The organism is Plantibacter sp. CFBP 8804, from assembly GCF_014841225.1.
Lineage (GTDB): Bacteria > Actinomycetota > Actinomycetes > Actinomycetales > Microbacteriaceae > Plantibacter > Plantibacter auratus.
Window position 1 is genome coordinate 220,061 of record NZ_JACYTU010000001.1, and the last position, 26,592, is coordinate 246,652.

22 protein-coding genes are annotated in these 26,592 nt (G+C 69.9%); all 22 read right to left on the reverse strand.

What is annotated here, in order from left to right; all coding sequences use genetic code 11:
- Positions 1-33 precede the first annotated feature (33 nt).
- The 22 genes from IFU11_RS01035 to carA all read right to left on the reverse strand — a co-directional run bounded on the left by IFU11_RS01035 (position 34) and on the right by carA (position 26,592).
- Complete coding sequence (locus IFU11_RS01035; RefSeq protein ID WP_085510898.1) at positions 34-1,491, reverse strand: glutamate synthase subunit beta; 1,458 nt, start codon at positions 1,489-1,491, stop codon at positions 34-36.
- Entirely contained in the window at positions 1,484-6,046 is a 4,563-nt protein-coding gene (gene gltB / locus IFU11_RS01040; RefSeq protein WP_159878807.1) for a glutamate synthase large subunit, read from the reverse strand. Before gltB ends, IFU11_RS01035 begins: the two co-directional genes overlap by 8 nt.
- A 118-nt stretch (positions 6,047-6,164) precedes the next feature.
- Positions 6,165-7,178 carry a prolipoprotein diacylglyceryl transferase gene (gene lgt / locus IFU11_RS01045; RefSeq protein ID WP_192017941.1) on the reverse strand — a complete coding sequence of 338 codons (1,014 nt, stop codon included), beginning with the start codon at positions 7,176-7,178 and terminating at the stop codon, positions 6,165-6,167.
- Between the two features lie 75 nt (positions 7,179-7,253).
- Positions 7,254-8,066, reverse strand: coding sequence for a tryptophan synthase subunit alpha (trpA, locus tag IFU11_RS01050; protein WP_137241674.1), 813 nt, complete (start codon positions 8,064-8,066; stop codon positions 7,254-7,256).
- Entirely contained in the window at positions 8,063-9,313 is a 1,251-nt protein-coding gene (gene trpB, locus IFU11_RS01055) for a tryptophan synthase subunit beta (protein WP_370281926.1), read from the reverse strand. The genes trpA and trpB overlap by 4 nt, the downstream gene beginning before the upstream one ends.
- The gene (gene trpC, locus IFU11_RS01060; protein WP_192017942.1) at positions 9,310-10,086 is read right to left on the reverse strand and encodes an indole-3-glycerol phosphate synthase TrpC; all 777 of its coding nucleotides are present in this window, start codon (positions 10,084-10,086) and stop codon (positions 9,310-9,312) included. The genes trpB and trpC overlap by 4 nt, the downstream gene beginning before the upstream one ends.
- A gap of 2 nt (positions 10,087-10,088) precedes the next feature.
- Positions 10,089-10,319, reverse strand: a complete 231-nt coding sequence (locus IFU11_RS01065; RefSeq protein ID WP_079705940.1) for a DUF6704 family protein — start codon at positions 10,317-10,319, stop codon at positions 10,089-10,091.
- 115 nt (positions 10,320-10,434) lie between these two features.
- Positions 10,435-11,127, reverse strand: a complete 693-nt coding sequence (locus IFU11_RS01070; protein ID WP_192017943.1) for a Trp biosynthesis-associated membrane protein — start codon at positions 11,125-11,127, stop codon at positions 10,435-10,437.
- A 13-nt stretch (positions 11,128-11,140) separates the two neighbouring features.
- Positions 11,141-11,530: a phosphoribosyl-AMP cyclohydrolase gene (gene hisI / locus IFU11_RS01075; protein ID WP_079705938.1), complete on the reverse strand. Its 390-nt coding sequence runs from the start codon at positions 11,528-11,530 to the stop codon at positions 11,141-11,143.
- On the reverse strand, positions 11,527-12,291 hold the full coding sequence (hisF, locus tag IFU11_RS01080; RefSeq protein WP_079002513.1) for an imidazole glycerol phosphate synthase subunit HisF: 765 nt from the start codon (positions 12,289-12,291) through the stop codon (positions 11,527-11,529). The genes hisI and hisF overlap by 4 nt, the downstream gene beginning before the upstream one ends.
- Before the next feature lie 47 nt (positions 12,292-12,338).
- The gene (hisG, locus tag IFU11_RS01085) at positions 12,339-13,178 is read right to left on the reverse strand and encodes an ATP phosphoribosyltransferase (protein WP_137241676.1); all 840 of its coding nucleotides are present in this window, start codon (positions 13,176-13,178) and stop codon (positions 12,339-12,341) included.
- 76 nt (positions 13,179-13,254) lie between these two features.
- The gene (locus IFU11_RS01090; RefSeq protein WP_064293847.1) at positions 13,255-13,518 is read right to left on the reverse strand and encodes a phosphoribosyl-ATP diphosphatase; all 264 of its coding nucleotides are present in this window, start codon (positions 13,516-13,518) and stop codon (positions 13,255-13,257) included.
- A 65-nt stretch (positions 13,519-13,583) separates the two neighbouring features.
- The gene (gene rpe, locus IFU11_RS01095) at positions 13,584-14,252 is read right to left on the reverse strand and encodes a ribulose-phosphate 3-epimerase (RefSeq protein ID WP_121290668.1); all 669 of its coding nucleotides are present in this window, start codon (positions 14,250-14,252) and stop codon (positions 13,584-13,586) included.
- Positions 14,253-14,262: 10 nt separating this feature from the next.
- Entirely contained in the window at positions 14,263-15,750 is a 1,488-nt protein-coding gene (locus IFU11_RS01100; RefSeq protein WP_371742681.1) for an RsmB/NOP family class I SAM-dependent RNA methyltransferase, read from the reverse strand.
- Positions 15,747-16,676 carry a methionyl-tRNA formyltransferase gene (gene fmt, locus IFU11_RS01105; RefSeq protein ID WP_192017944.1) on the reverse strand — a complete coding sequence of 310 codons (930 nt, stop codon included), beginning with the start codon at positions 16,674-16,676 and terminating at the stop codon, positions 15,747-15,749. The genes IFU11_RS01100 and fmt overlap by 4 nt, the downstream gene beginning before the upstream one ends.
- A 28-nt stretch (positions 16,677-16,704) precedes the next feature.
- The gene (locus IFU11_RS01110; protein ID WP_371742683.1) at positions 16,705-18,639 is read right to left on the reverse strand and encodes a primosomal protein N'; all 1,935 of its coding nucleotides are present in this window, start codon (positions 18,637-18,639) and stop codon (positions 16,705-16,707) included.
- Positions 18,640-18,665: 26 nt separating this feature from the next.
- A complete protein-coding gene (gene metK, locus IFU11_RS01115) occupies positions 18,666-19,859 on the reverse strand; it encodes a methionine adenosyltransferase (RefSeq protein ID WP_192017946.1) in 1,194 nt (397 codons plus the stop codon).
- A gap of 201 nt (positions 19,860-20,060) precedes the next feature.
- The gene (gene rpoZ / locus IFU11_RS01120; protein WP_056005756.1) at positions 20,061-20,318 is read right to left on the reverse strand and encodes a DNA-directed RNA polymerase subunit omega; all 258 of its coding nucleotides are present in this window, start codon (positions 20,316-20,318) and stop codon (positions 20,061-20,063) included.
- Between the two features lie 68 nt (positions 20,319-20,386).
- Positions 20,387-21,265, reverse strand: a complete 879-nt coding sequence (gene gmk, locus IFU11_RS01125; protein WP_064293842.1) for a guanylate kinase — start codon at positions 21,263-21,265, stop codon at positions 20,387-20,389.
- A gap of 28 nt (positions 21,266-21,293) precedes the next feature.
- On the reverse strand, positions 21,294-22,139 hold the full coding sequence (gene pyrF, locus IFU11_RS01130) for an orotidine-5'-phosphate decarboxylase (protein ID WP_192017947.1): 846 nt from the start codon (positions 22,137-22,139) through the stop codon (positions 21,294-21,296).
- A complete protein-coding gene (gene carB, locus IFU11_RS01135; protein ID WP_138947079.1) occupies positions 22,136-25,426 on the reverse strand; it encodes a carbamoyl-phosphate synthase large subunit in 3,291 nt (1,096 codons plus the stop codon). Before carB ends, pyrF begins: the two co-directional genes overlap by 4 nt.
- Complete coding sequence (carA, locus tag IFU11_RS01140) at positions 25,426-26,592, reverse strand: glutamine-hydrolyzing carbamoyl-phosphate synthase small subunit (protein WP_192017948.1); 1,167 nt, start codon at positions 26,590-26,592, stop codon at positions 25,426-25,428. Before carA ends, carB begins: the two co-directional genes overlap by 1 nt.

Below are 26,592 nucleotides of genomic sequence, written 5' to 3' on the forward strand. Positions count from 1 at the left end.
GATGCGTCCGACGCTTGTCGTCCGCCTGAAAGCCTAGAGGGAGATGGGCTGGTCCGTGGGACGGACCGGGAAGGGAAGCTGGGTCTCGCCCTCGAGGTACTGGTCGACGGCCGACGCCGCAGCGCGGCCCTCGGCGATCGCCCAGACGATGAGCGACTGGCCACGGCCGGCGTCGCCGGCGACGAACACGCCGGGCTGGTTGGTCTGGTAGTCGTGCTCCCGTGCCACGTTGCCGCGCCCCGTGAAGGGAAGCTGGAACTGCGACTCGAGGGTCTCGCCCTCCGGGCCCGTGAATCCGAGCGCGAGGAGGACGAGGTCGGCCGGGATCTCCCGTTCGGTGCCGCTCTTCGGCACGCGACGGCCGTCGACGAACTCCGTCTCGGCCACGCGGATCGCCCGCACCTCGCCGGCCTCGTTGGAGAGGAACTCGACGGTCGACACCAGGTACTCGCGGTTGCCGCCCTCTTCGTGCGCACTCGCGACCTCGAAGAGCGTCGGCATCATGGGCCACGGCTGGTGCTCGGGCCGCTCCCCCGCCGGCTGCGTGCCGATGGCGAGGTTCGTGACGGAGGCGGCACCCTGACGGTGCGCCGTGCCGATGCAGTCGGCACCGGTGTCGCCGCCGCCGAGGACCACCACGTGCTTGTCCTCCGCCGTGATCTGGTCGGAGACCGTGTCGCCGGCGCCGACGCGGTTCGCCTGCACGAGGTACTCCATCGCGAAGTGGACCCCGGAGAAGTCACGACCGGGGATCGGGAGGTCGCGCGGCACCATGGCACCGGTGGCGATGACGACGGCGTCGTAGCGGGCGCGGAGCTCGTCCCAGCTGATGTCGACCCCGATGTTCACGCCGGCGCGGAACCGGGTGCCCTCGTCCTGCATCTGCTTCAGCCGGATGTCGAGGTGTTTCTTCTCCATCTTGAAGTCGGGGATGCCGTAGCGCAGCAGGCCGCCGATGCGGTCGTCGCGCTCGTAGACCGCGACCGTGTGGCCGGCACGCGTCAGCTGCTGGGCTGCGGCGAGGCCGGCCGGCCCGGAGCCGACGACGGCGACCGTCTTGCCGGTCAGCCGCTCCGGCGGGTGGGACTCGACCCATCCGTTGGCGAACGCCTGATCGATGATCGAGACCTCGACCTGCTTGATGGTCACGGCGGGCTGGTTGATGCCCAGCACGCACGAACTCTCGCACGGCGCCGGGCAGAGACGACCCGTGAACTCCGGGAAGTTGTTCGTGGCGTGCAGCCGCTCGATGGCCGAGCGTCCCTCGCCTCGCCACATGAGGTCGTTCCACTCCGGGATGAGGTTGCCCAGTGGGCAGCCCTGGTGGCAGAACGGGATGCCGCAGTCCATGCAGCGACCAGCCTGCTTGCGGACGGTCGCGGGGTCGCTCTGCTCGTAGACCTCTTTCCAGTCCATGATGCGGACCGGCACGGGCCGGCGCTTCGGGAGCTCGCGCTCCGGTACCTTCAGGAATCCCTTGGGATCAGCCACCGGTCACCTCCAGGATTCGGTTCCATACGATGTCGCCGTCGGGGTCGAGCCCCTCGTCGAGTGCGGTCTGTCGGGTCGCCAGGACTGCCGCGTAGTCACGCGGCAGGACCTTGACGAAGCGGGCGAGTGAGTCCTCGATGTCGGCGAGCAGGCGGCCGGCCAGCGGAGAACCGGTCTCCACGACGTGCCGCTCGAGCAGATCGCGGACGATCTCGGCGTCGGCACTGTCGAGTTCGGACAGGGTGAGCTCCCCCGATGCGAGGGAGTCGCGGTTGACCTGGTCGCGTTCGAGGTCGAACACGTAGGCCGTGCCGCCGGACATGCCCGCGCCGAGGTTCCGGCCGGTCTGACCCAGGATGACGGCGAGACCACCCGTCATGTACTCGAGCGCGTGGTCACCGACGCCTTCGACGACCGCCGTGGCGCCGGAGTTGCGCACCAGGAACCGCTCGCCGACGATCCCGCTCAGGAACATGGTGCCCTGGGTCGCGCCGTAGCCGATGACGTTGCCGGCGATCACGTTCTCCTCGGGCGCGAAGGCTGCGCGCTCGGATGGCCGGACGACGATCTGTCCACCGGACAGGCCCTTGCCGACGTAGTCGTTCGAGTCGCCGATGAGCCGCAGGGCGATGCCGCCGGGGAGGAACGCACCGAAGGACTGCCCGGCCGAGCCGCGCAGGGTGATGTCGATGCTCCCTGCCGGGAGCCCGTTCTCGCCGTGTCGTCTGGTGACCTCGTGGCCGAGCATGGTGCCGACCGCCCGCTCCGTGTTGCGGATGGGCAGGTCGACCGAGAAGTGGCCGCCGTGTTCGAGCACGTCCGAGGCGGCCGTGATGAGCTGCTGGTCGAAGTGCTTCTCGAGCTCGTGCTCCTGCGGCCGGCGGTTGATCCGCGGCTCGTCGTCGGCGAAGACGGGACCCACGAGGACCGGGGCCAGGTCGAGCCCGGACGCCTTCCAATGGTCGATCGCCCGGTCGGCGTCGATCAGTTCGTTGTGGCCGATCGCCTCCTCGAGCGTCCGGAACCCGAGCTCGGCGAGGTACTCGCGCACCTCCTGGGCGATGAACTCGAAGAAGTTCACGACGAACTCCGGCTTGCCGGTGAACCGCTCGCGCAGCACCGGGTTCTGCGTCGCGACGCCGACCGGGCAGGTGTCGAGGTGGCACACGCGCATCATGACGCACCCGGAGACGACGAGCGGTGCCGTCGCGAAGCCGAACTCCTCCGCGCCGAGCAGTGCGCCGATGACGACGTCGCGTCCGGTCTTCATCTGACCGTCGACCTGCACCACGACGCGGTCGCGCATGTTGTTGAGCATGAGGGTCTGCTGCGTCTCAGCGAGGCCCAGCTCCCACGGTGTGCCCGCGTGCTTCAGGGAGTTCAACGGGCTCGCGCCGGTTCCGCCGTCGTGACCGGAGACGAGGATGACGTCCGAGAGCGCCTTCGCGACGCCCGCGGCCACCGCACCGATGCCGGACTGGCTCACCAGCTTGGTGTGGATCCGGGCTTTCGGGTTCGCGCGCTTCAGGTCGAAGATGAGCTGCTTGAGGTCTTCGATGGAGTAGATGTCGTGGTGCGGCGGCGGCGAGATCAGCCCGACGCCCGCCGTGGCGTGCCGCGTCCGCGCCACCCACGGGTAGACCTTCGTCGGCGGCAACTGCCCGCCCTCACCGGGCTTCGCGCCCTGGGCGAGCTTGATCTGGATGTCGTCGGCGTGCGTGAGGTACATGCTCGTCACGCCGAACCGGCCGGAGGCGACCTGCTTGATCGCGCTGCGGCGCGTCGGGTCGAGGAGACGGTCGACGTCCTCGCCGCCCTCACCCGTGTTCGACTTGGCACCGATGCTGTTCATCGCGATCGCCAGCGTCTCGTGCGCCTCGCGCGAGATGGAACCGTAGCTCATCGCCCCGGTCGAGAACCGCTTCACGATCGACGCGACCGACTCGACCTCGTCGAGCGGGACGGGCGGCCGCGCACCGGCACGGAGCGTGAACATCCCGCGGAGCGTCATGAGCTGGGCCGCCTGGGAGTCGACCATGTGGGTGTACTCGCGGAAGATGTCGTACCGGCGCGTCTTGGTCGCGTGCTGCAGCTTGAAGACCGTCTCCGGGTTGAAGAGGTGCGGCGAACCGTCGCGACGCCACTGGTACTCGCCGCCGGACTGCAGGCGTTCGTGGGCCGTCGATGCGGCGTCCTCGGGGTACGCGTACCGGTGACGCTTCGCGTTCTCCTCGGCGATCACCTCGATGCCGACACCGCCGAGCTTCGTCTCCGTACCGGTGAAGTAGCTGTCGACGAGCTGCTGGCTCAGGCCGACGGCCTCGAAGGCCTGTGCTCCGGCGTAGGAGGACACCGTGGAGATGCCCATCTTCGACATGATCTTGAGCACGCCCTTGCCGAGCGCCTTGATGACGTTCTTGACGGCCTGCTCGCGGGTGACGCCCTGGATGAGGCCGCTGCGAACGAGGTCCTCGCAGCTCTCCATGGCCAGGTACGGGTTGATCGCGGAGGCGCCGTAGCCGATGAGCAGCGCGACGTGGTGAACCTCGCGCACGTCGCCGGCCTCGACGACGAGCCCGACCTTCATCCGGTTCTCGGCGCGGATGAGGTGGTGGTGCACGGCGGCGAGCGAGAGCAGCGACGGGATCGGCGCGAGGTCGGAGTTCGAGTCACGGTCGCTCAGGACGATGAACTCCGAGCCGGCGAGGATCGCCTGGTCGACCTCGTCACACATCTCGCGCAGGCGCGTCTCGAGTCCGGCCGAGCCGTCCTCGACGCGGTAGAGCGCCTTGACGGTCGTCGTCAGCGGGCTCGCCGGGTTCGGGTCGATGTGCTGGATCTTGGCGAGCTCGTCGTTGTCGATGACCGGGAAGTCGAGGACGACCTGCTTGGCGTGCTCGGGGCCCCACGAGAGGAGGTTGCGCTCCGGGCCGAGCCCGAGCTTCAGCGAGGTGACGACCTCCTCGCGGATCGAGTCGAGCGGCGGGTTGGTGACCTGGGCGAACTGCTGCACGAAGTAGTCGAACAGGAGCCGAGGGCGGTCGGAGAGCACCGCGATCGGGGTGTCCGACCCCATCGCGCCGAGCGGCTCCGCACCGTTCTGGCCCATGGGCTGCAGGAGGATGCGCACCTCCTCTTCGGTGTACCCGAAGGTCCGCTGGCGGCGGGTGACGGATGCCGGCGTGTGCACGATGTGCTCGCGCTCCGGCAGGTCGCTCAGGTTGATGCGTCCGGCGTCGAGCCAGTCGCCCCAGGGTGCCGATGCCGAGAGCTCGTCCTTGATCTCGTCGTCCTCGATGATCCGCCCGGCCTCGGTGTCGACGAGGAACATCTTCCCGGGGCGCAGACGGCCCTTGCGCTTGACCCGGCTCGGGTCGACGTCGAGGACGCCGATCTCGCTGCCCAGGACGACGAGACCGTCGGTCGTCTCCAGCCAGCGACCGGGACGCAGGCCGTTCCGGTCCAGGGTCGCGCCGACGAGTGAGCCGTCCGTGAAGGTGAGGGCGGCCGGACCGTCCCACGGCTCCATCTGCATGGAGTTGAACTCGTAGAAGTCGCGTCGCTCCTGCGACAGCCCGGTCTGCTTCTCCCAGGCCTCGGGCACCATCATCATCATGGCGTGCGGGAGGGACCGTCCGGTCAGCGTCAGCAGCTCGAGGACCTCGTCGAACGAGGCGGAGTCGCTCGCTCCGGGCGTGATGATGGGGAGCAGGGGGCGGATGTCGCCGATGAGCTCGGACTCGAGCTGCGACTGCCGCGCGCGCATCCAGTTGCGGTTGCCCTCGACGGTGTTGATCTCGCCGTTGTGCGCCATCATGCGCAGCGGTTGGGCGAGCGGCCAGGACGGGAACGTGTTGGTGGAGTACCGCGAGTGGACGATGGCGAGCTTGGTCGCGAACCGCTCGTCGGACAGGTCGGGGTAGAACGGTTCGAGCTGGAGCGTCGTGACCATGCCCTTGTAGACGAGCGTGCGGCTCGACAGGGAGATGAAGTATGCCCCGAGCTCGCGCTCCGCCCGCTTCCGGAGTCGGAAGGCGAGTCGGTCGAGGGCGATCCCGGTCGGCGTCGACGCGCCGGACCCGGTGACGAACAGTTGCTCGAACGCCGGCATGGCCGCACGGGCGAGCTTCCCGAGCTCGTCGGGGTCGACCGGCACCTCACGCCAGCCGAGGACGGTGAGTTCCTCCTCGGCGGCGATCGCGGCGATGCGCGTCTGGAGCTGTGCGCGCTCGGAGGCGTCGGTGGGCAGGAAGGCGATGCCCACGGCGTACGCACCGAGCGGCGGCAGGTCGAATCCGGCGACGCCGCGGAGGAAGGCGTCGGGCATCTGGGTGAGGATGCCCGCGCCGTCGCCGGTCCCGGCGTCGGAACCGATCGCGCCGCGGTGCTCCAGGTTGCGGAGCGAACCGAGGGCCGCGTCGATGATGCTGTGCGAGGCCTCGCCCGTCAGGGTCGCGACCATCGCCAGGCCACAGGCGTCCTTCTCGTTCGCCGGGTCGTACATGCCCTGCTTGGGCGGAACCGAGCTGAATGAAGCGTACGGTGCATGCGCCATGGAATTACCGTCCTCACGAAAGGGGATCAGAAGGGGGACGTCGCTGGCCCTGGGACGAAACGGGTGATGGATCCCCTGCTGAGCCGGGATCCACCGGGCCGACGAGGGTGCGTTCAGCCTAGGAGCGAGAGCCGGTCTTGCTTGTGGCGACCGTGGCTTCGGACGACGGAGTGGATGACGCAGTGCGGTCTGCTCCGTCGGCATCGTCGTCGGCGGAGGCACTGCGCAGCCCCAGGTTCTCCGCGTCGGTGTCGTAGTAGTCTACCGCAGCCTTCGGATCGGCCCAGGAACGGCCGGGGACGTACGGCGACGGCTCGGCACCCGTGTGGCGACGCGACTGGATGACGATGATCGCGAGTCCGACGACGATCGCGAGGATCGCGGCCCAGACATTGGCGCGGATGCCGAAGAGGTACTCGCTCGGGTCGATCCGGATGGTCTCCCAGACCGTGCGACCGGCGCCGTACCAGATGAGGTAGACACCGAACAGGCGGCCCCACTGCGGGTTGAAGCGGTGTCCGATCCAGAGGATGACGGCCACCCCCAGCAGGTTCCAGATGATCTCGTACAGGAACGTGGGGTGGAACAGCGTGCCGGCGGGCAGACCGATCGGGAACGCTGGGTTGCTGGCCTCGATCTCGAGGCCCCAGGGCAGGTCCGTGGGGAGCCCGTAGAGCTCGTGGTTGAAGTAGTTGCCGAGGCGACCGAACGCCTGGGCGAGCAGCAGGCCGGGCGCGAGGGCGTCGGCGAAGGTCCAGAACCGGATCCCCGTCATGCGGCAGCCGATGTAGGCGCCGACCGCTCCACCGATGAGCGAACCGAAGATCGCGATGCCGCCCTCCCAGATGTAGAGCGTCCGCAGGAGGTCGGCACCCGGGTAGAAGTAGTCGCCGGGGTGGGTCAGGACGTGGAAGATCCGCGCACCGATGATCCCCAAGGGGATGGCCCACAGGATGATGTCGAGCACGATGCCCGGCTCGGCGCCGCGCTTCGTCAGCCGCCGGGAGGTGAGAATGGTGGCGGCGATGATCCCGGCGATGATGCAGAGCGCGTACATGTGCACCGTGAACGGGCCCACGCTGAAGGTCGCGATGTCCGGGTTCGGGCTCGGGATGCTGAGGGGTGCAATCACTGCAGTGGTCGCCTTTCGTTACGAACTCTGATCGAGTGTAGGGCTTTCAGCATCGCCGACGTGCTGAGGATACCCTCAGCGGGCGGTGCCGGCCGCGAGTGAACGGGCGACCTCGGTGATCGCCGGGACACCGCCGTCGGCGAGTGCTTTGACGAACACGGATCCGACGATGGCTCCGTCGGCGTACTCGAGGACCGAGCGGACCTGCTCCGCGGTCGAGATGCCGATGCCGACGCACGCGTGCTGTGCCCCCGCCGTGCGGAGACGACCGACGAGGGTCTTCGCGGCCGCGTCGAGGTCCTGCCGGGCACCGGTGATGCCCATCGTGGAGACGGTGTACACGAAGCCGCGGGACCGTTCGGTCACGAGCGACAGGCGGTCGTCGCTCGAGGTCGGTGCTGCCAGGAAGACCCGGTCGAGGCCGTGTCGTTCACTGGCGTCCAGCCAGTCCGCCGCGGCGTCGGGGGTGATGTCGGGGGTGATGAGCCCGGCTCCGCCGGCCGCGGCGAGGTCGGAGGCGAACCGCTCCACGCCGTACTGCAGCACCGGGTTCCAGTACGTCATGACGAGGACCGGGACGTCCACGGCGGCGCGGATGGCGCTGATCGCCGTGAAGACGTCGCGCAACCGGAACCCCTCCGCGAGGGCGGTCATGGTCGCGGCCTGGATGACCGCTCCGTCCATGACGGGGTCGGAGTAGGGCACGCCGAGCTCGAGGACGTCGACGCCGTTCTGCGCGAGCGCGATGGCGGCGTCGATACTCGTCTGGAGGTCGGGGAATCCGACGGGGAGGTACCCGATGAGGGCGCCGCGACGGTCGACGGCGGCGGCGTCGATCGCCGATGCGACCGGTGAGACCGTCGTGTGGTCGGTGGCCGGGGCGGTCATGCGTTCCGCCCGGCTTCGTCGAGGAGCCCGAAGTAGGTGGCAGCCGTCTCGACGTCCTTGTCTCCGCGCCCGGAGAGGTTGATCAGGATGGTCGCCTCGGGGCCCAACTCCTTGCCGAGGACGATGGCCCCGGCCAGTGCGTGGGCGGACTCGATCGCGGGGATGATCCCCTCGGTGCGGCTCAGGAGTCGGAAGGCCTCCATCGCCTCGGCGTCCGTCGCGGGGACGTACGTCGCCCGGCCGGTGTCGGCGAGCCAGGCGTGCTCCGGTCCGACGCCCGGGTAGTCGAGGCCTGCGGAGATGGAATGGGACTCGACGGTCTGGCCGTCGTCGTCCTGGAGGACGAAGGTGCGGGCACCGTGCAGGACACCCGGACGACCGCGGCCGATGGACGCGGCGTGCCGTGGGGTGTCGACGCCGTCGCCGGCAGCCTCGACTCCGTAGAGCGCGACGTCCGCGTCGTCGAGGAAGGCGTGGAAGATGCCGATGGCGTTGGAGCCGCCACCGACGCAGGCGACGACCGCGTCGGGAAGTGAACCGTTCAGCTCGAGGAGCTGTGCGCGGGCCTCTTCTCCGATGATCTTCTGGAAGTCGCGGACCATGACCGGGAACGGGTGTGGGCCCGCCGCGGTGCCGAAGATGTAGTTCGTGGTCTCGACCGACGCGACCCAGTCGCGGTACGCCTCGTTGATGGCGTCCTTGAGAGTCCGCGAGCCCGTCGTCACGGGGATGACGGTCGCGCCGAGCAGTCGCATGCGGGCGACGTTGAGCGCCTGACGCTCGGTGTCGACCTCGCCCATGTAGATCGTGCAGTCGAGGCCGAAGAGTGCGGCCGCGGTGGCCGTGGCCACACCGTGCTGACCGGCCCCCGTCTCGGCGATGACGCGGGTCTTGCCGATGCGCTTCGTGAGGAGCGCCTGGCCCAGGACGTTGTTGATCTTGTGCGAGCCGGTGTGGTTGAGGTCCTCGCGCTTGAGGAAGATGCGTGCACCACCCGCCGATGCGGCGAAGCGTGGCACCTCGGTGATGATCGACGGGCGGCCGGCGTAGTCGCGGAGCAGCGTCGTCAGCTCGGCCTGGAAGCTCTCGTCGGCCTTGGCGGCCTCGTAGGCCGTCGCGAGTTCGTCGACCGCGGCGATGAGCGCCTCCGGCATGTAGCGTCCGCCGAAGTCGCCGAAGAACGGACCGGCTTCGTCTCGGAGGTGCGTCGGTTCCGCGTGGGCGGGGGTGGCTGGTGACATGGTCATGCGGTGGCTCCCAGGAACTGTTCGAGGGTGGCGACGGGGTCGCCGGTGACGAGCGCCTCGCCGACCAGGACGACGTCGGCGCCGTCACGTCGGTAGGCGGCGACGTCGGCGGCGCGGAGCACAGCTGACTCGGCCACCTTGACGGCGTCGGCGGGGAAACGGTCGGTCAACGATCCGAAGAGGTGTGGGTCGAGTTCGAAGGTGCTGAGGTTCCGCGCGTTGACGCCGATGAGCCGGGCACCGATGTCGCTCGCTCTGGCCAGCTCCTCGGCGGAGTGGGTCTCCACCAGCGGGGTCATGCCGAGCTGCAGGACGAGTTCGTGCAGCGACGACAGCGTGGCCTGGTCGAGTCCGGCGACGATCAGGAGGACCAGGTCGGCGCCGGATGCCCGGGCTTCGAACACCTGGTACGGCAGGGAGATGAAGTCCTTGCGGAGGACCGGGATGCGGATCGCGGCCCGGACGGCCTCGAGGTCTTGCAGCGAACCACCGAACTTGCGACCCTCGGTCAGCACGCTGACCGCGCTGGCACCACCCTGGTCGTAGAGCGAGGCGAGGAGCGCAGGGTCGGGGATGTCGGCCAACGCGCCGCGGGACGGACTGGACCGCTTGACCTCGGCGATGATCTTGACCTGGTCGGCCGGGGCGAGCGCAGCAAGGGCGTCGATGGCCGGAGGGGCCTCGACAGCAGCGGCTTCGACGACTGCAGCCGGACGGCCCGCGAGGCGCCCGAGAGCGTCCTCCTTCGCGCCGGCCATGAGGTCGGCGAGCATGTTCAGTGCTCTTTCGCCACGGTCTTGGACCCGCCGACGCCGTATCCCGCCTTGGCGAGGACACCGCCCGTGATCCACCCGAGGAGGAGGACGCCGGCGGAGGCCCAGACGAGGACGGGCATGTCGAGCCAGAAGAAGACCGTACCGGCGGCGAACGCGACCAACATGATGATCACGGCCGTCCAGGCGGCGGGCGAGTGTCCGTGGCCGGGGTCCGAGGGGTCGGTGCTCATGGTTCTCCTTCTGTGCGAGTGCGGGTTCCAGTGTACCGGCAAGCGGTGCGCGGTTCCGTGCGTGGGCCACGAGTTCCCAGGTGGCCCGGGGTGCCGTCGTGGTTCGGCGGAGCGGTCAGCGCGTCGGGTCGTCGCCGCGGCTGAGGTCGTCCCAGGCGCCCACCGGGTCGGCGCTCGGGGCCGTCTCGACCTGCGTGAACCGGACCGCCTGGTACTTCTTCGACGGACCGGGCCACCGGCGGTGGGTGAGCACGGTCGCGAGCCCGGCGAGTCCGAGCACGACGCCGAGCACCAGGGTGATCGCCGGCCAGGCGGTGAGCGTGGTCGCCGCGACGAGGTCGATGGTCGACTGGCTTCCGGCGACGCCCGTAGCCTCGGTCACGGCCGCCGCGCCCGCGGTCGCCGGCGAGGCGAGCACCGCGATCGACGAGATCATGACGCAGGCGCCGATCACGGCCTCCAGCAGGCCGAGGATGATGCGGAACACCGGCCCGGCGATGGCCAGCGCCGCGACGAGGGCGAGACCGGCGAGCGCGAGTGCGGACAGGGCGGGAGCGGCGACGGAGCCGACGACGTCGAGCGCGCCGGAGTGCGGGCCGACGCCCACGAGGCTGATCGAGAGCCAGGTCTGGGTCCACGCTGCGAGGATGAGCGCGTCGGCGAGGACGGCGGTGACGAGGAGCAGGGTCTTCAGGCGGCGCTGACGACTGCGGAGAGCCCTGGAATCGAGCTCGTCGGTCTCGGACGGTTCGTCGGGCCTCGGCGGCTCCACCGGCCCGGACTGGGGTGCTGCGGTGCTCTCGGTCATGCTCCAACTCGATTCATGGTGTCGGCGATGGCGCTGCGACGACGTCGAGGCTCCGGCCGTCGAAACAGCTGCGCGTGCCCGTGTGGCAGGCGGCGCCGTGCTGATCGACCTCCACCAACAGGGTATCCCCGTCGCAGTCGTAGGCGAGCGCCCGGACGAACTGCACGTGGCCGGAGGTGTCGCCCTTGCGCCAGTACTCCTGTCGTGACCGGGACCAGTAGGTGACCCGACCCTCGGTCATCGTCCGGCGGACGGCCTCGGCGTCCATCCACCCGAGCATGAGCACCTCGCGTGAGTCCCACTGCTGCACGATCGCGGGGAGCAGGCCCTGCGCGTCGAAGGTGAGCTGGCCGATCGCGGTCTCCGGGTCGGCGCCCACCGGGATGGTGATGTCCGCGCTCATGCCCGCACCGTCCAACCGGCGTCGGCGAGTTCCTGTTTGACCTGGCCGATCGTCAACTCGCCGTTGTGGAAGACGCTCGCGGCGAGGACGGCGTCGGCACCCGCGGCGATCGCGGGTGGGAAGTCGGCGAGGCGGCCTGCTCCCCCGGACGCGATGACCGGAACCCGGCTGATCTCGCGCATGGCGCTGATGAGCTCGGTGTCGAACCCGGCCTTGGTGCCGTCGGCGTCGATCGAGTTCACCAACAGCTCGCCCGCACCGCGTTCGATCGCCTCGGTCGCCCAGGCGAGCGCGTCGAGTTCGGTCTCACGTCGGCCGCCGTGTGTCGTGACGATCCATCCGGATGCGCTGCCGGCGTGTCGCTTCACGTCCAGGGAGAGGACGAGGACCTGAGCGCCGAAGCGGTCGGCGATCTCCCCCAGCAACTCCGGCCGGGCGATCGCGGCGCTGTTCACGCCGACCTTGTCCGCTCCGCTGGCCAGCAGCCGCGAGACGTCCTGGGTCGAGCGGACCCCGCCGCCGACCGTGAGCGGGATGAAGACCTGCTCGGCGGTGCGGCTGACGAGGTCGTAGGTGGTGTCGCGTTCGGCCACGGTGGCCGTGACGTCGAGGAAGGTCAGTTCATCGGCGCCCTGCTCGGCGTAGCGCTTCGCGAGCTCGACCGGATCGCCGGCATCGCGGAGGTCGAGGAAGTTGACGCCCTTCACGACGCGCCCGTCGGCGACGTCGAGACAGGGGATGACTCGGGTGGCGAGTGACACGGAGGCCTCCGCAATGCGACTGGGACGGGTGATGATGGAGGGGCGACTCAGAGTCGGGCGGCGTGGATGGCCGTGACGAGGATGGCGCGTGCGCCGAGCTCGTAGAGGCGGTCCATGACGTCGTTCGCGTCGCCGCGAGGGATCATGACCCGGACCGCCACCCACTCGGGATCGCGGAGCGGCGAGACCGTCGGCGACTCGATGCCACCGGCGACGGCGGTCGCCTGCTCGAGCAGCCGGACCGGGAGGTCGTAGTCGACGAGCACGTACTGCCGCGCGACGAGCACGCCCTGCAGTCGGCGGATGAGCGTGGCCGTGGTGGGCTTCGTCTCCGGCGACGCGATGAGCACGGCGGTGGAGTCGAGGATCACCGGGCCGAAGATGCCGAGGCCGGCCTTCCGAAGGGTGGTGCCGGTGGACACGACGTCGGCCACCGCGTCCGCGACCCCGAGCTGGACGGCCGACTCGACCGCACCGTCGAGGTGGACGAGCGTCGCATCCACTCCGGCGTCGCGGAGGAAGTTGCCGACGAGGCCGGGGTAGCTGGTGGCGACCGTCTTCCCCGCGAGATCGGAGAGCTCGGAGAACTCGTCGGCCGGTCCGGCGAAGCGGAACGTCGAGCCGCCGAAGCCCAGCTCGGCGAGTTCGGTCGCGGCGGAGTGCGAGTCCAGAAGCAGATCGCGCCCCGTGATGCCGATGTCGAGGGCGCCGGAACCGACGTAGGTCGCGATGTCGCGCGGACGGAGGTAGAAGAACTCGACGTCGTTCCGTGCGTCGACGACGTGGAGCTCCTTGGTGTCGCGACGGGTCGCGTAGCCGGCCTCCTGCAGCATCTCGACGGCGGTCTCGGACAGCGAGCCCTTGTTGGGCACGGCGACTCTCAGCATGGGGTGACTTTCGTGTTGTGCGATGGTGTCTCGACAGGGTGATCAGGAGGCGCGGCGCATGCGCCGCGACGTGCTCCTACAGATGTCGGTAGACGTCGGCGGGGGTGAGCCCCTTCGCCACCATCATCACCTGCACGTGGTAGAGCAGCTGCGAGATCTCCTCGGCCGTCTCGGTGTCGCTCTGGTACTCGGCCGCCATCCAGACCTCGGCGGCCTCCTCGACGATCTTCTTCCCGATGCCGTGCACACCTGTGTCCAGTTCGCGGACGGTGCCGGAACCCTCCGGCCGGGTCTCGGCCTTCAGGCGCAGCTCGTCGAACAGCTCGTCGAAGGTTTTCACGTGCTCCAGGGTACCGGTTCCGGGCGGCGGCGCGCACCGCGGGGGCGCTCGACCGGCCAGCCGAGTCAGTGGGTGTGCGTCGACGCCTCGGCTGCGGCCCGGAGGAGCGCGATGTTCGAGGCAGGATCGGAACCGCTGTAGACGGCCGACCCCGCGACGAAGGTGTCGGCACCGGCGGCGGCCGCGATCCCGATCGTGTCCGCGGAGATCCCGCCGTCGACCTGGAGCCAGACGTCGAGACCGGTGCGCGCGACCTCGGCTGACAGCGCCTGCAGCTTCGGCATGGTCTCCGGCATGAACGACTGTCCGCCGAACCCCGGCTCGACCGTCATGACGAGCACCTGGTCGAACTCCGGCAGGAGTTCCAGGTACGGCTCGATGGGCGTGCCGGGCTTCACGGCGATCCCGGCACGTGCCCCGATGGAACGCAGGCGTCTGGCGAGGGCGACGGGGTCGCTGGTGGCCTCGGCGTGGAACGTCACCGAGTACGCCCCGAGCTCGGCGTAGCCGGGAGCCCATCGATCGACGTCCGAGATCATGAGGTGGACGTCGAGCGGGACCGGAGACACGTCCTGGATGCGACCGACCATCTGCGGACCGAACGTGAGGTTCGGGACGAAATGGTTGTCCATGACGTCGACGTGGACGAGGTCGGCGCTCGCGATCCGCTCCAGGTCGGCCTGGAGGTTCACGAAATCGGCGGACAGGATGCTCGGGTTGATGCGCGCGGACATGTGCTCGAGCCTATCGATCGACAGCGGGTCCGGCCGACTCCGCGGGCTTGCGGAGCAGCGCGATGTACATGGCGTCGGTGCCCTGGCGGTGCGGCCAGAGCTGGACCGCGCCACCGGGCGCCGCGGCGTCGAGCGGTTCGGTCGTGACCTGGTCGAGCACCGCGGAGGTGTCGAGCCGCTCCATCCCGGGATGGGCTCGCAGGGCGCTCTCCACGATCAGTGCCGTCTCACCGACGTGTGGTGAACACGTCACGTACGCCACGATCCCGCCGGGAGCGAGCGCGGTGATGGCTGCATCGAGCAGTGAGCCCTGCAGTCGGGTCAGTTCGGAGACGTCCTTCGGCGTCTTCCGCCACCGCGCCTCCGGTCGTCGTCGCAGCGCGCCGAGCCCGGTGCACGGGGCGTCGAGGAGGATGCGGTCGTAGGTCGCGGGATGCGCCGCCGCGAGCGTCGTGCCGTCGGCGGTCGAGACCGACACGTCGAGCGGGACACCTGCGAGGGCGCGCTCCACGAGACGGGCCCTGGCGGGGACCAGTTCGTTCGCGTCGAGGCGTGCCTCCCCGGCGAGGGCCTCGGCGGCCAGCAGCGCCGCCTTGCCACCCGGCCCCGCACAGAGGTCGAGCCATCGCTCGCCTGACCGGACCGGTACCGCGCGGGTCAGCGCGAGCGCGGCGAGCTGCGAGCCCTCGTCCTGGACGCGGAGGCGCCCGCCGCCGGTCCCGACGAGTTGCACCGGGTCGCCGCCGGCGCTGCGGAAGCCGTACGGCGAGAACCGGTTCGGTTCGGCGTCCTCGGGCCGGTCGGCGAGCCCCGGGAGTGCGATGAGGTTCACCTGCGGGGCGAGGTTGTCCGCGGCCAGCGCGTCCTCGAGTTCGTCGCCGCGGTCCTGCAGGTCGAGCGCCTGCCTGATGGCCCGAACGACCCACGACGGGTGGGCGGTGCTCACGGCCAGGCGGTCGGTGTCGTTCGTGACCTCACCCAGCAGGATCCGCTCCCACTCGGCCGGTTCGGTCCGCGAGATGGTGCGGAGGACACCGTTGGTGAAGCCGGCCGCGGACCGTGACCCGGCGGACCGGGCGAGCTCGACCGACTCGTTCACGGCGGCGTGGCCTGGGACGCGCATGGAGAGCAGCTGATGGGCACCGAGCCGCAGGACGTCGAGGATCGCGTCGTCGATCTCGGTCACGGGACGCTTGGCCGCGTGCGCGATGACCCGGTCGTAGTACCCGCGTCGGCGGAGGGTGCCGTACGTCAGCTCAGTCGCGAGGCCGGCGTCCGCCGGACTCAACTTCGCCTCGGCCAGCCGGTGCGGCAGGAGGAGGTTCGCGTAGGCATCCGAGGTGCTGACGGCGTGGATGACGTCGAAGGCCACTCGGCGTGCCGGCTGCACGGTCGCCGAGTCACGCGGACGCGTGGGACGCTGGCGTCCGCGTCGGGGTTCCTCGTCGCGGGGCCGTCGGTCGCGGCGTCGCTGGCCCTCTGGCTGCTGGCCGCTCACGCGGTGACCAGCCGATCGGTTCCAGCGGACGCACCGCGCCACCAGTCGGCGGCTGGCATCGCCGTCCGCCCGGCCGGCTGCACCTGCAGGAGTTGCAACGGTGTGTCCGCCGTGCCGACCAGGACGAGGCCGTCGACGGACACGATCGTCCCGGGCGCCGGTGGGTCCGTCGGCATCGTCGACACGGGGACGGCACGGTGCACCTTCAGCCGTGCCTCGTCGAGGAGGGTGAACGCGCCCGGCTCGGGGGTCACCCCGCGGATCTGCGACCACACGTCGGCGACGGGGCGGTCCCAGACGATCCGGCCGTCCTGGCCGTCGAGCTTCGGCGCGAGCGACACCTCGCCCTGCTGCGGGGCCGCGACCGCGGTGCCGGCGGCGATGGCGGCGACGACCTCGGCAGTGAGCGGTGCGCCGAGCTCGGCGAGGCGGTCGAGGAGCTCCCCCGAGGTCTCGCGCTCGCCGATCGGCGTCTCCACGGTCGCGAAGACGTCTCCGGCGTCGAGAGCCGGTACGAGCTGGAAGACCGACGCACCGGTGACCGCGTCTCCGGCCATCACGGACCGCTGGACGGGCGCCGCGCCGCGCCAGGCCGGCAGCAATGAGAAGTGCAGATTGATCCAACCGTGTGCCGGCGCGGACAGGAGGGGTTCACGGACGAGCCCGCCGTACGCGACGATCACGCCGAGTTCCGCACGGAGCGCGGCGATCCGCGCGGTCGCGTCGTCGTCGAGCCGTGCAGCGCGGATGACCGGGAGTCCGAGCCGTTCGGCGGCCGCTGCCACCGGCGACGGGGTCAGGACCCGCTTGCGGCCGAGCGGGGCGTCGGGTCGGGTCACGACGGCCGCGATCTCGTGCCCGGCCGAGACGAGGGCGTCGAGCGTCGGAACGGCGACGGCGGGGGTGCCGGCGAAGACCAGCCTCATGCGGTTCGGACTTCGTGGACGGGGTGGATCATGACAGCATCTCCGGATCGTCGAATCGTACTCTGAGTGTAGGCGGGGCTTTCGGTGCCCGCCTGCCGGGCGTCGGCCGTCGACGCTTCGCCGCCTGCGCGACGACGGTCGCCCGCAACTGCTCGGCGACCGCCCTGGCGTGGCCGTAGTCGACCCGCAGGATCGCGACGCTGTCCCCCGCTTCGTCGACGGTCGGGCCGAGCACGCGGCTTCGGTACTCGGCGGGCAGCGCAGTGAGAGCAGCGTCGACGGCGTCGCGGGTGCCGGTGAGGGTCGCGCTCCGGACCGCCGGAGGGAACCCGAGCTCTCGGCGCTCGGCGAGCTCCTCGCTCGCGAACCGCGGCTGCTGCCACAGGGCGAAGGCGTTCGCCACGGGGGCCTCGACGCCGATCAGGAGCACCGGCGCGCGTGGAGCGGCCAGGGCTGCGGCGTTCGACCACCACCGCAGGCAGTCCTCGGCGACACGGAGCGACTCCCGCGCCAGCATGCGGTCGGCGTCGACCAGGAGGACGGCGGCGTAGCCGCCCGCTGCGACGGGCTCCGCGCCGCGGGTCGCGATCACCAGCGCCGGCTCCGGGCCGACCTCGAACTTGGGGGCGTCGCCGTCCGACACCACGACCCGGTACCGGGGGAACGCCCGGCCCAGTTCCTCGGCGGTCCGGCCGGTGCCGGCGGCCGTGACGCGGAACGCGGTGTCGTGGCAGGTCTCGCACGACCACCCTGCCGCGAGGTGACCGCACCACCGGCAGGAGGGCTGCGAACGGGCTGTGGCGAGTTGGAGTGGACCGTGGCACACCGAGCAGTGGGCCCTCGTCCCGCACCGTCGACAGGCGAGGTGCGGCGCGTACCCCGGCCGCGCGACCTGGACCAGCACGGGTCCGTGATGCAGCGCCTCGTCGACCGCGCGCCAGGCGCTCGACGGGATCCTCGCCTGGCTCGTCATGGCGTCGTCGCCGCTCGCCCGGGACACGACGACTCTCGGTCGTACCGGCGGGGTCGGCCCGACCTCGCGCAGCCAGCCGAGTTCGACGAGTCGCTGGGTCTCGGTGCTGCGCGAGTGCGCCGCGAAGACGAGTGCGGAGCCGCTCATCTCCTGCCGGGTCAGCGCGACGTCGCGGGCGTGCACATAGGGGGCGAGCTGTTCCTGGTGGAGGGGGTCGCCGTCATCCCAGAGGGCGATGAGTCCGAGGTCGTGCGCCGGTGCATAGACGGCCGACCGGTTGCCGACGACGATCCGGGGCACCGGATGCAGTCCGTCCAGGTAGGAGCGGTAGCGAGCAGCCGGGGTCTGCTTGGCGTCGGCCCTCGCGACCGCGGCACTGACGCCGAGGTCGTCGAGCGCCGCCAGGAGGTGTTCGACGTCCCGGTAGTCGGGGACGCACAGGATCGCACTCCTCCCCTCGGACAGCTGGTTCACGGCGAGAGCCGCCAGCGTGAAGGACCAGTCGGGGAGCCAGACGCCCGCGCTCGTCGCGGTCAGGGTGGGGATCGCGCTGACCGCGTACCGCTCCCCCGGCGCGAGACGGTCGAGGGTGCCGGGGGCGAACCCCGGGACGGTGCGCCGCTCGACCGACGGAGGCTCCGGCGGGGTCGCGGCCGCCCAGGTCTTCTCCACCCGGACCTGTCGCGGCGGGATGGCGAGACGCAGCACGTCCATCGCGCTGCCGGCGCTGCGATCCGCGACACGGCGAGCGAGCGTCCACAGGGTCGGGGTCAGGACCGGTACCGACGACACGACCGAGCTCAGCGGGCTGAGCGCCCCGCCGAACTCGCTCGAGTCGGCGAGGTCCACGATGAACCCGTTCGCCGACCGTCCGGCCGAGCGCAACGGCACCGAGACGCGCGCGCCGAGCACGGCGTCGTCGGCCAGTTCGTCGGGGATGGCGTAGTCGAACAGGTGGTCGAGCTGTGGCAACGGGGAGTCGAGTACCACCCTGGCGACCCTCGCGCCGATCACGGCTACAGCCCGGCTGCTGACCGCAACGCCTCCACCCGGTCGAGACGCTCCCACGTGAAGTCAGGGAGCTCGCGGCCGAAGTGCCCGTACGCCGCCGTGGCGGCGTAGATGGGGCGGATGAGGTCGAGGTCGGCGATGATCGCGGCCGGACGGAGGTCGAAGACGTCGCGGATCGCGCGCGTGATGTCCGCCTCCGGCACGTGGGCCGTCCCGAAGGTCTCGACGTAGAGTCCGACCGGCGCGGCCTTGCCGATGGCGTAGGCGACCTGCACCTCGAGACGTTCGGCGAATCCGGCGGCGACCGCGTTCTTCGCCACCCAGCGCATGGCGTATGCGGCCGAGCGGTCCACCTTCGACGGGTCCTTCCCGCTGAAGGCCCCACCGCCGTGTCGAGCCGCTCCGCCGTAGGTGTCGATGATGATCTTGCGTCCGGTGAGCCCGGCGTCGCCCATCGGGCCACCGACGACGAAGATGCCGGTCGGGTTGATCAGGTGCGTCACGTTCGAGCTGTCGAGGTCGACCGTCGCGAGGACCGGTTCGATGACGTGACGCTGGACGTCGCGACGGAGCTGCTCCGTGGAGACACCTGGATTGTGTTGCGTGGAGACCACGACCGTCTCCACGGTCTTCGGGAGGAAGCCGTCGTACCCGATGGTGACCTGGGTCTTGCCGTCCGGGCGCAGGTAGTCGAGCTGGCCGGACTTGCGGACCTCGGCGAGTCGCTCGGCGAGACGGTGCGCGATCCAGCTGGGCAGCGGCATGTACTGCGGCGTCTCGGTGGTCGCGAACCCGAACATGATGCCCTGGTCGCCGGCGCCCTGGAGGTCGTAGGCGTCGACGCTGGACTGCTCGCGGGACTCGAAGGCATGGTCGACTCCGGCGGCGATGTCGGCGGACTGCGAGCCGATCGACACGCTCACGCCGCAGGAGTCGCCGTCGAATCCGATGTCGGACGAGGTGTAGCCGATGGACCGGATGCGCTCGCGGACGATCGTCGGGATGTCGACGTAGCCGCTCGTGGAGACCTCACCGGCGACATGGACCAGCCCGGTGGTCACAAGCGTCTCGACGGCGACTCGACTGCGCGGATCCACCTCGAGGAGCGCGTCGAGGATGCTGTCCGAGATCTGGTCGCAGATCTTGTCGGGGTGCCCCTCGGTCACGGATTCGGAGGTGAACAGGCGCAGCTCGGTCATGCGGTCTCCCGTCGGAAGTGGTGATGCGATGGTGGAGGGATCGGCCGTCGTGGTGTTCCGGGGCCCGACCGTTGATCACTCTAGTCGAGGCCTCGGACACGTCGTCCGCCTGTGACGCAGGGCGTCGCGGTGGTGGGAACGGGCCCGACACGACGAATCCGCCGGTCGTCTGGCGCCCGGCGGATTCGTCGTGGTGAAGCGTTATTCGGCGATCGGCTTGATCTGGAGCTTGTCCTCGTTGATCTCGTGCATCGCGATCGAGAGCGGCTTGTCCTCGACGGACGAGTCGACCAGCGGCCCGACGTTGTCGAACAGGCTGCCCTCGTGGAGGTCGGCGTAGTAGTCGTTGATCTGGCGCGCGCGCTTGGACGCGAAGATCACGAGTGCGTACTTGGACTCGACCTTGGTGAGCAGGGAGTCGATGGGCGGGTCGATGATGCCCTTGAGCTTGTCAGCCATGCAGGTTCACACTCCTCGTGTGGTTGTGTTCGGGGAAGATCGGATCGATGCGGGGTGCGCGTCGGACGTCAATCCCCGTGAATCTTCATCAAGTCTACGACCTCTTGGGCCGCGCGGGCCACGTCGTCGTTGACGACACGGTGGTCGAACTCGTCCGCGGCGGCCAGTTCGACCTTCGCAGTACGCAGTCGGCGCTCCCGTTCCTCCTCGTCCTCGGTGCCTCGTCCGACGAGTCGACGGACGAGTTCGTCCCAGCTCGGCGGCAGCAGGAACACCAGGGTCGCCTCCGGCATCGCCTCCCGGACCTGCCTGGCGCCCTGGATGTCGATCTCGAGCAGCGCGCTGTCGCCGGCGGCGAGCGCACGCTCGATCGGCTCGCGTGGCGTGCCGTAGCGGTACGCGTTGTGGACCGTGGCGTGCTCGAGCAGGCGGTCGCCCTCGATGAGGCCGTCGAACTCGTCGTCGGTCACGAAGTAGTAGTTCACCTCGTGCTGCTCCCCCGGCCGGGGCTTGCGTGTCGTGGCCGAGACGGAGAGGTGGACCTCCGGGTAGTGGTCGCGGATGTAGGCGGCCACCGTCCCCTTGCCGACGGCCGTCGGGCCGGCGAGCACGACGAGTCGGCTGCGCGCGGTGCCCGGGTAGCGTTCGGCGATGAAGGCGCGGAGGCGATCCCGCTGCAGTCGGCCGAGACCGCCGAGGCGCTTGACCGAGGAGATGCCGAGCGATTCGAGGATCCGCCCCAGTTTGGTGACGCCGACACTCGGGATGCTGAGGAGGTACTCGGTGATGCGGATGCCGCCCTCGATGCCGTCCGGATCGGCGGTCGCGGCGTCGAGCACCTCCAACGGGGTGCGGGCGCCGGAGGCGATGGACGCCTTGACGGTCGCGCGGGCGCGGCGCTTGCGAACGGCCTCACGTGAGGCGGCGGCCCGGTCGACCTCCGGCATGTTCCTGCCGGGCTGGTCCTGCTCCTGGTCAACCACGGGCGCTCCTCACGGCTGCGACGGAACGTTCGACGGCGTCCGCGATCCCCGAGGGTCCGGCGGCGAGGATGCTCCGGGACTCGGAGACGATGACACCCGGTGCGAGGTCGCCGTAGATGGATCCGAGGTCGGCGACCGCAGCTCCCTGGTGGCCGAAGCCGGGTGCCAGGATCGGGAGCGTGGTCGTCGGCGGTACCTCCGTCAGGCCGAACTCCTCGAGACGGAGCGTGGCTCCGATGACCGCACCGATCGAACCGGTCGCCCCGGGGTGGTGCCGTGCGTTCCAGTGGTCGATCTCGTCGAGCATCGACGCCGCGACGGTGAGGCCGGCGCCGTCCTCGGCGAGCTGGACGTCGCGACCCTCCGGGTTCGAGGTCGCCGTCAGCACGAACACGCCCTTGCCGTGCTGCTCGGCGAGCTCGAGTGCCGGCTGCAGTGAGCCGAAGCCGAGATAGGGGTTCACGGTGAGGGCGTCGACCTCCAGCGGTGAACCGGGGGTCAGCCACGCGTCGGCATAGCCCTCCATGCTCGTCCCGATCTCACCGCGCTTGGCGTCGCCGATCACGAGGAGCCCGGCGTCGCGTGCCGCGGCGAGGACCCCTTCGAGGGCGATGTACCCGGCCGACCCGAACCGTTCGAAGAACGCCACCTGCGGCTTGACGATCCCGGCGCGACCGGCTGCGGCTTCGACGACGGCGAGGCCGAAGGCCCCCGCGCCGGCGGCGGTGTCGGGCAGTCCCCACGCCTCGAGCAGGAAGCGGTGCGGATCGATGCCGACGCAGAGTCGGCCCGACCGGACGAAGACCTCGTCCAGTCGGGTTCCGAACGAAGCCGTCACGAGCGCGCAGCCCGATCGAGTGCGTACTCCTGGAGCGAGCGGACCTCGAAGCCCCCGCCGAGCGCCTCGAAGGAGCCGACCGCGGCGGTGAGCTGCGCGATCGTCGTGAAGAGCGGCTTGTCGGCCGCGACGGCGGCCGCGCGGATCTCGTAGCCGTCCGCGCGAGCCGACCGGCCACTCGGGGTGTTGATGACCATGTCGACCTCGTCGCGGTTGATCAGGTCGACGATCGAGTCGTCCTCGCCCGCGGCCGTGGTCTCGCTGTACTTGCGCACCGTCCGGGCACTGATGCCGTTCCGGTTCAGCACCTCGGCCGTGCCGTCGGTCGCGAGGATGTCGAACCCGAGCTGCTGGAGGCGCAGCACCGGCAGGATGATCGAACGCTTGTCGCGGTCGGAGACCGAGACGAACACCGTTCCGCTCGACGGCAGGCCGCCGTAGGCCGCCTCCTGGCTCTTCGCGAACGCGCGCGGGAAGTCCTTGTCGATGCCCATCACCTCGCCGGTGGAGCGCATCTCCGGGCCGAGCACGCTGTCGACGATCTGGCCGTCCTTCGTGCGGAAGCGCTTGAAGGGCAGCACGGCCTCCTTGACCGACACCGGGGAGTCGATCGGGACCCGGGATCCGTCGACCGGGGGCAGGAGCCCGGAGTCCTTGAGCTCGGCGACCGTCGCGCCGGTCATGATGAGTGATGCGGCCTTCGCCAGCGGGATGCCGAGCGCCTTCGACACGAACGGCACCGTGCGGGACGCACGCGGGTTCGCCTCGATGACGTAGAGGATGCCGGCGCCGATCGCGAACTGGACGTTCAGCAGACCACGCACGCCGATCCCCTGGGCGATCGCGAGCGTCGCGTTCCGCACCCGGTCGATCTCGGCGCGACCGAGCGAGACGGGCGGGAGGGTGCAGCTCGAGTCGCCGGAGTGGATACCGGCCTCCTCGATGTGCTCCATGACGCCGCCGATGTAGAGCTCCTCGCCGTCGAACAGGGCGTCGACGTCGATCTCGATCGCGTCGTCGAGGAAGTGGTCGACCAGCAGCGGCTGGGCCGGGCCCACGATGCCCTGGTCCTCGATGCGCACGAAGTAGTCGGTGAGCGAGGCGCTGTCGTAGATGATCTCCATGCCGCGTCCGCCGAGCACGAAGCTCGGGCGGACGAGGACCGGGTAGCCGATCTCCTCGGCGACGCGCAGTGCACCCTCGATCTCCACCGCGGTGCCGTTCTTCGGTGCGACGAGGCCGGCGGCGTCCAGGATCTCCTGGAACTGGCCGCGCTCCTCGGCGAGGTCGATGGCGGTCGGCGTGGTGCCGAGGATCGGGACGCCTGCGGCCTCGAGACCCTTTGCGAGCCCGAGCGCCGTCTGGCCACCGAGCTGGACGACGACACCGACGAGTTCGCCCGACTCGCTCTCGGCGTGGATGACCTCGAGGACGTCCTCGAGCGTGAGCGGCTCGAAGTAGAGCCGGTCGCTCGTGTCGTAGTCCGTCGAGACGGTCTCCGGGTTGCAGTTGATCATGATGGTCTCGAAGCCGGCGGCCTGCAGCGCGAAGGACGCGTGCACGCAGGAGTAGTCGAACTCGATGCCCTGGCCGATGCGGTTCGGGCCGGACCCGAGGATGACCACCTTGCGGCGGTCGCTCGCCACCACTTCGGTCTCCGTGTCGTAGCTCGAGTAGTGGTACGGGGTGAGGGCCGGGAACTCGCCGGCGCACGTGTCGACCGTCTTGTAGACCGGCCGGACACCCAGGATGTGGCGGACCTCGCGCACCTCCTGCTCGCCGAACCCACGCAGCTGACCGATCTGCGCGTCCGAGAAGCCGTGGTTCTTCGCGGTCCGGAGTACCTCCGTGTCGAGGCGCTCCGCCCCGGCGATCCAATCGGCGACGTCGTTGATGAGCACGATCTGGTCGATGAACCACGGGTCGATCTTGGTGGCCTCGAAGACCTGCTCGGCGGTGGCGCCCTTGCGGAGCGCCTGCTGCACGACGACGATGCGGCCGTCGGTCGGGGTCTTCATGACCTCGAGCAGCTCCTCGACACTGCGGGACTCGTCGCCCCAGTGGAAGCTGGAGCCGCGCTTCTCGAGCGACCGCAGCGCCTTCTGCAGTGCGGTGGCGTAGTTGCGTCCGATGGCCATCGCCTCACCCACCGACTTCATGGTGGTCGTGAGCGTCGGATCGGCGGCGGGGAACTTCTCGAACGCGAAGCGCGGCACCTTCACGACGACGTAGTCGAGCGTGGGCTCGAAGCTCGCGGGCGTGACCTTCGTGATGTCGTTCGGGATCTCGTCGAGGCGGTACCCGATGGCCAGTTTCGCCGCGATCTTCGCGATCGGGAAGCCGGTCGCCTTCGAGGCGAGGGCACTCGAGCGGGAGACGCGCGGGTTCATCTCGATGACGATGATGCGGCCGTCGGCCGGGTCGACCGCGAACTGGATGTTGCAGCCGCCGGTGTCGACGCCGACCGCGCGGATGATGTCGATACCGATGTCGCGGAGCTTCTGGTACTCGCGGTCCGTCAGCGTCAGGGCGGGGGCCACCGTGATCGAGTCCCCGGTGTGCACGCCGACCGGGTCGACGTTCTCGATCGAGCAGACGACGACGGTGTTGTCGGCCGTGTCGCGCATGAGCTCGAGCTCGTACTCCTTCCAGCCGAGGATCGACTCCTCGAGGAGCACCTCGGTGGTCGGGCTCTGGTGGAGGCCGTCACCGACGATCCGGCGGAGCTCCGTCTCGGTGTACGCGAAGCCCGAGCCGAGGCCGCCCATGGTGAACGAGGGGCGCACGACCAGCGGGTAGCCGAGGTCCTCGGCGTAGCCGACGGCCTCCTCGACGGTGTGGGCGATGTACGAGCGGGCCACGTCCGCGCCCGCGTCGAGCACGAGCTGCTTGAAGATCTGGCGGTCCTCGCCCTTGTTGATCGCCTCGAAGTTCGCGCCGATGAGCTCGACGTCGTACTTCTCGAGGATGCCGTGCTCGTGCAGCTGGATCGCGGCGTTCAACGCCGTCTGGCCGCCGAGGGTCGGCAGTATCGCGTCTGGCTTCTCCTTCGCGATGATCGTCTCGATGACCTGCCAGGTGATCGGCTCGACGTAGGTCGCGTCGGCGAAGTCGGGGTCGGTCATGATGGTCGCCGGGTTCGAGTTGACGAGGATGACGCGGACGCCCTCCTCGCGCAGCACGCGGCATGCCTGGGTGCCCGAGTAGTCGAACTCGGCGGCCTGCCCGATGACGATCGGCCCGGAGCCGATGACGAGGACGCTGTTGATGTCGTCGCGCTTGGGCACTAGTTGTTCTCCTTGGTGCTGGAAGTGGTGGCGTGGCCGGTCACGAGGTCGCGGAACCGGTCGAACAGGTAGACCGCGTCGTGCGGACCCGAGGCGGACTCGGGGTGGTACTGGACCGAGAACGCGGGGATGTCGATGCAGTTGATGCCCTCGACGACCTCGTCGTTCAGGCTGTAGTGGCTGACTTCGGCAAGGCCGAACCCGGCGGGCGTCTCGTGGCGGCCCTCGATCGGCAGGTCGACCGCGAAGCCGTGGTTCTGCGAGGTGATCTCCACCCGACCGGTCGCCTTTTCGAGGACCGGCTGGTTGATCCCGCGGTGACCGAACGGCAGCTTGTAGGTCTCGAAGCCGAGCGCGCGGCCGAGCAGCTGGTTGCCGAAGCAGATGCCGAAGTACGGCACGCCCGCGCGGAGCACGTCCTGCAGGAGGGCGACGTGCGCGTCGCTCGCGGCCGGGTCACCGGGGCCGTTGGAGAAGAACAGGGCGGACGGCTCGAGCGCGAGGACCTCGGCCGAGGTCACCGACTGCGGCAGCACCACGACGTCGAAGCCGCGAGCGGCGAGGTGGTTGAGCGTCGACGTCTTGACGCCGAGGTCGAGGACCGCGACGGAACCGACGCGCTCGCCCACCGCCGGTACGGTGTACTGCTCGGTCGTGGAGACCTGGCTCGACAGGTTCAGACCGGCCATCTGCGCGCCGGCTCGGACGAGACTGAGCTGCTCGGCGCCGGACAACTCGAAGTCCTCGCCGGAGAACACGCCGCCGCGCATGGAACCGGCGGAACGGATGTGCCGGGTCACCGCGCGGGTGTCGATGCCGCTGATGCCCACGACGCCGTCCTGGACGAGTTCGTCGTCGAGCGAGCGGTCCGCTCGGAAGTTCGAGACGACGCGCGACGCGTCACGCACCACGTATCCGGCGACCCAGACGCGGGCGGACTCCATGTCCTCGCGGTTGACGCCGGTGTTGCCGATGTGCGGTGCGGTCATCAGGACGATCTGTCCGGCGTAGGACGGGTCGGTCAGCGTCTCCTGGTAGCCGGTCATGCCCGTGGCGAAGACGACCTCGCCGAGCGTGCGGCCGGTCGCGCCGTAGGCGTGCCCGACGTAGCGGTTGCCGTCCTCGAGGACGAGTACCGCTGGACTGGGTGGGGTGAAGGAGGTCAT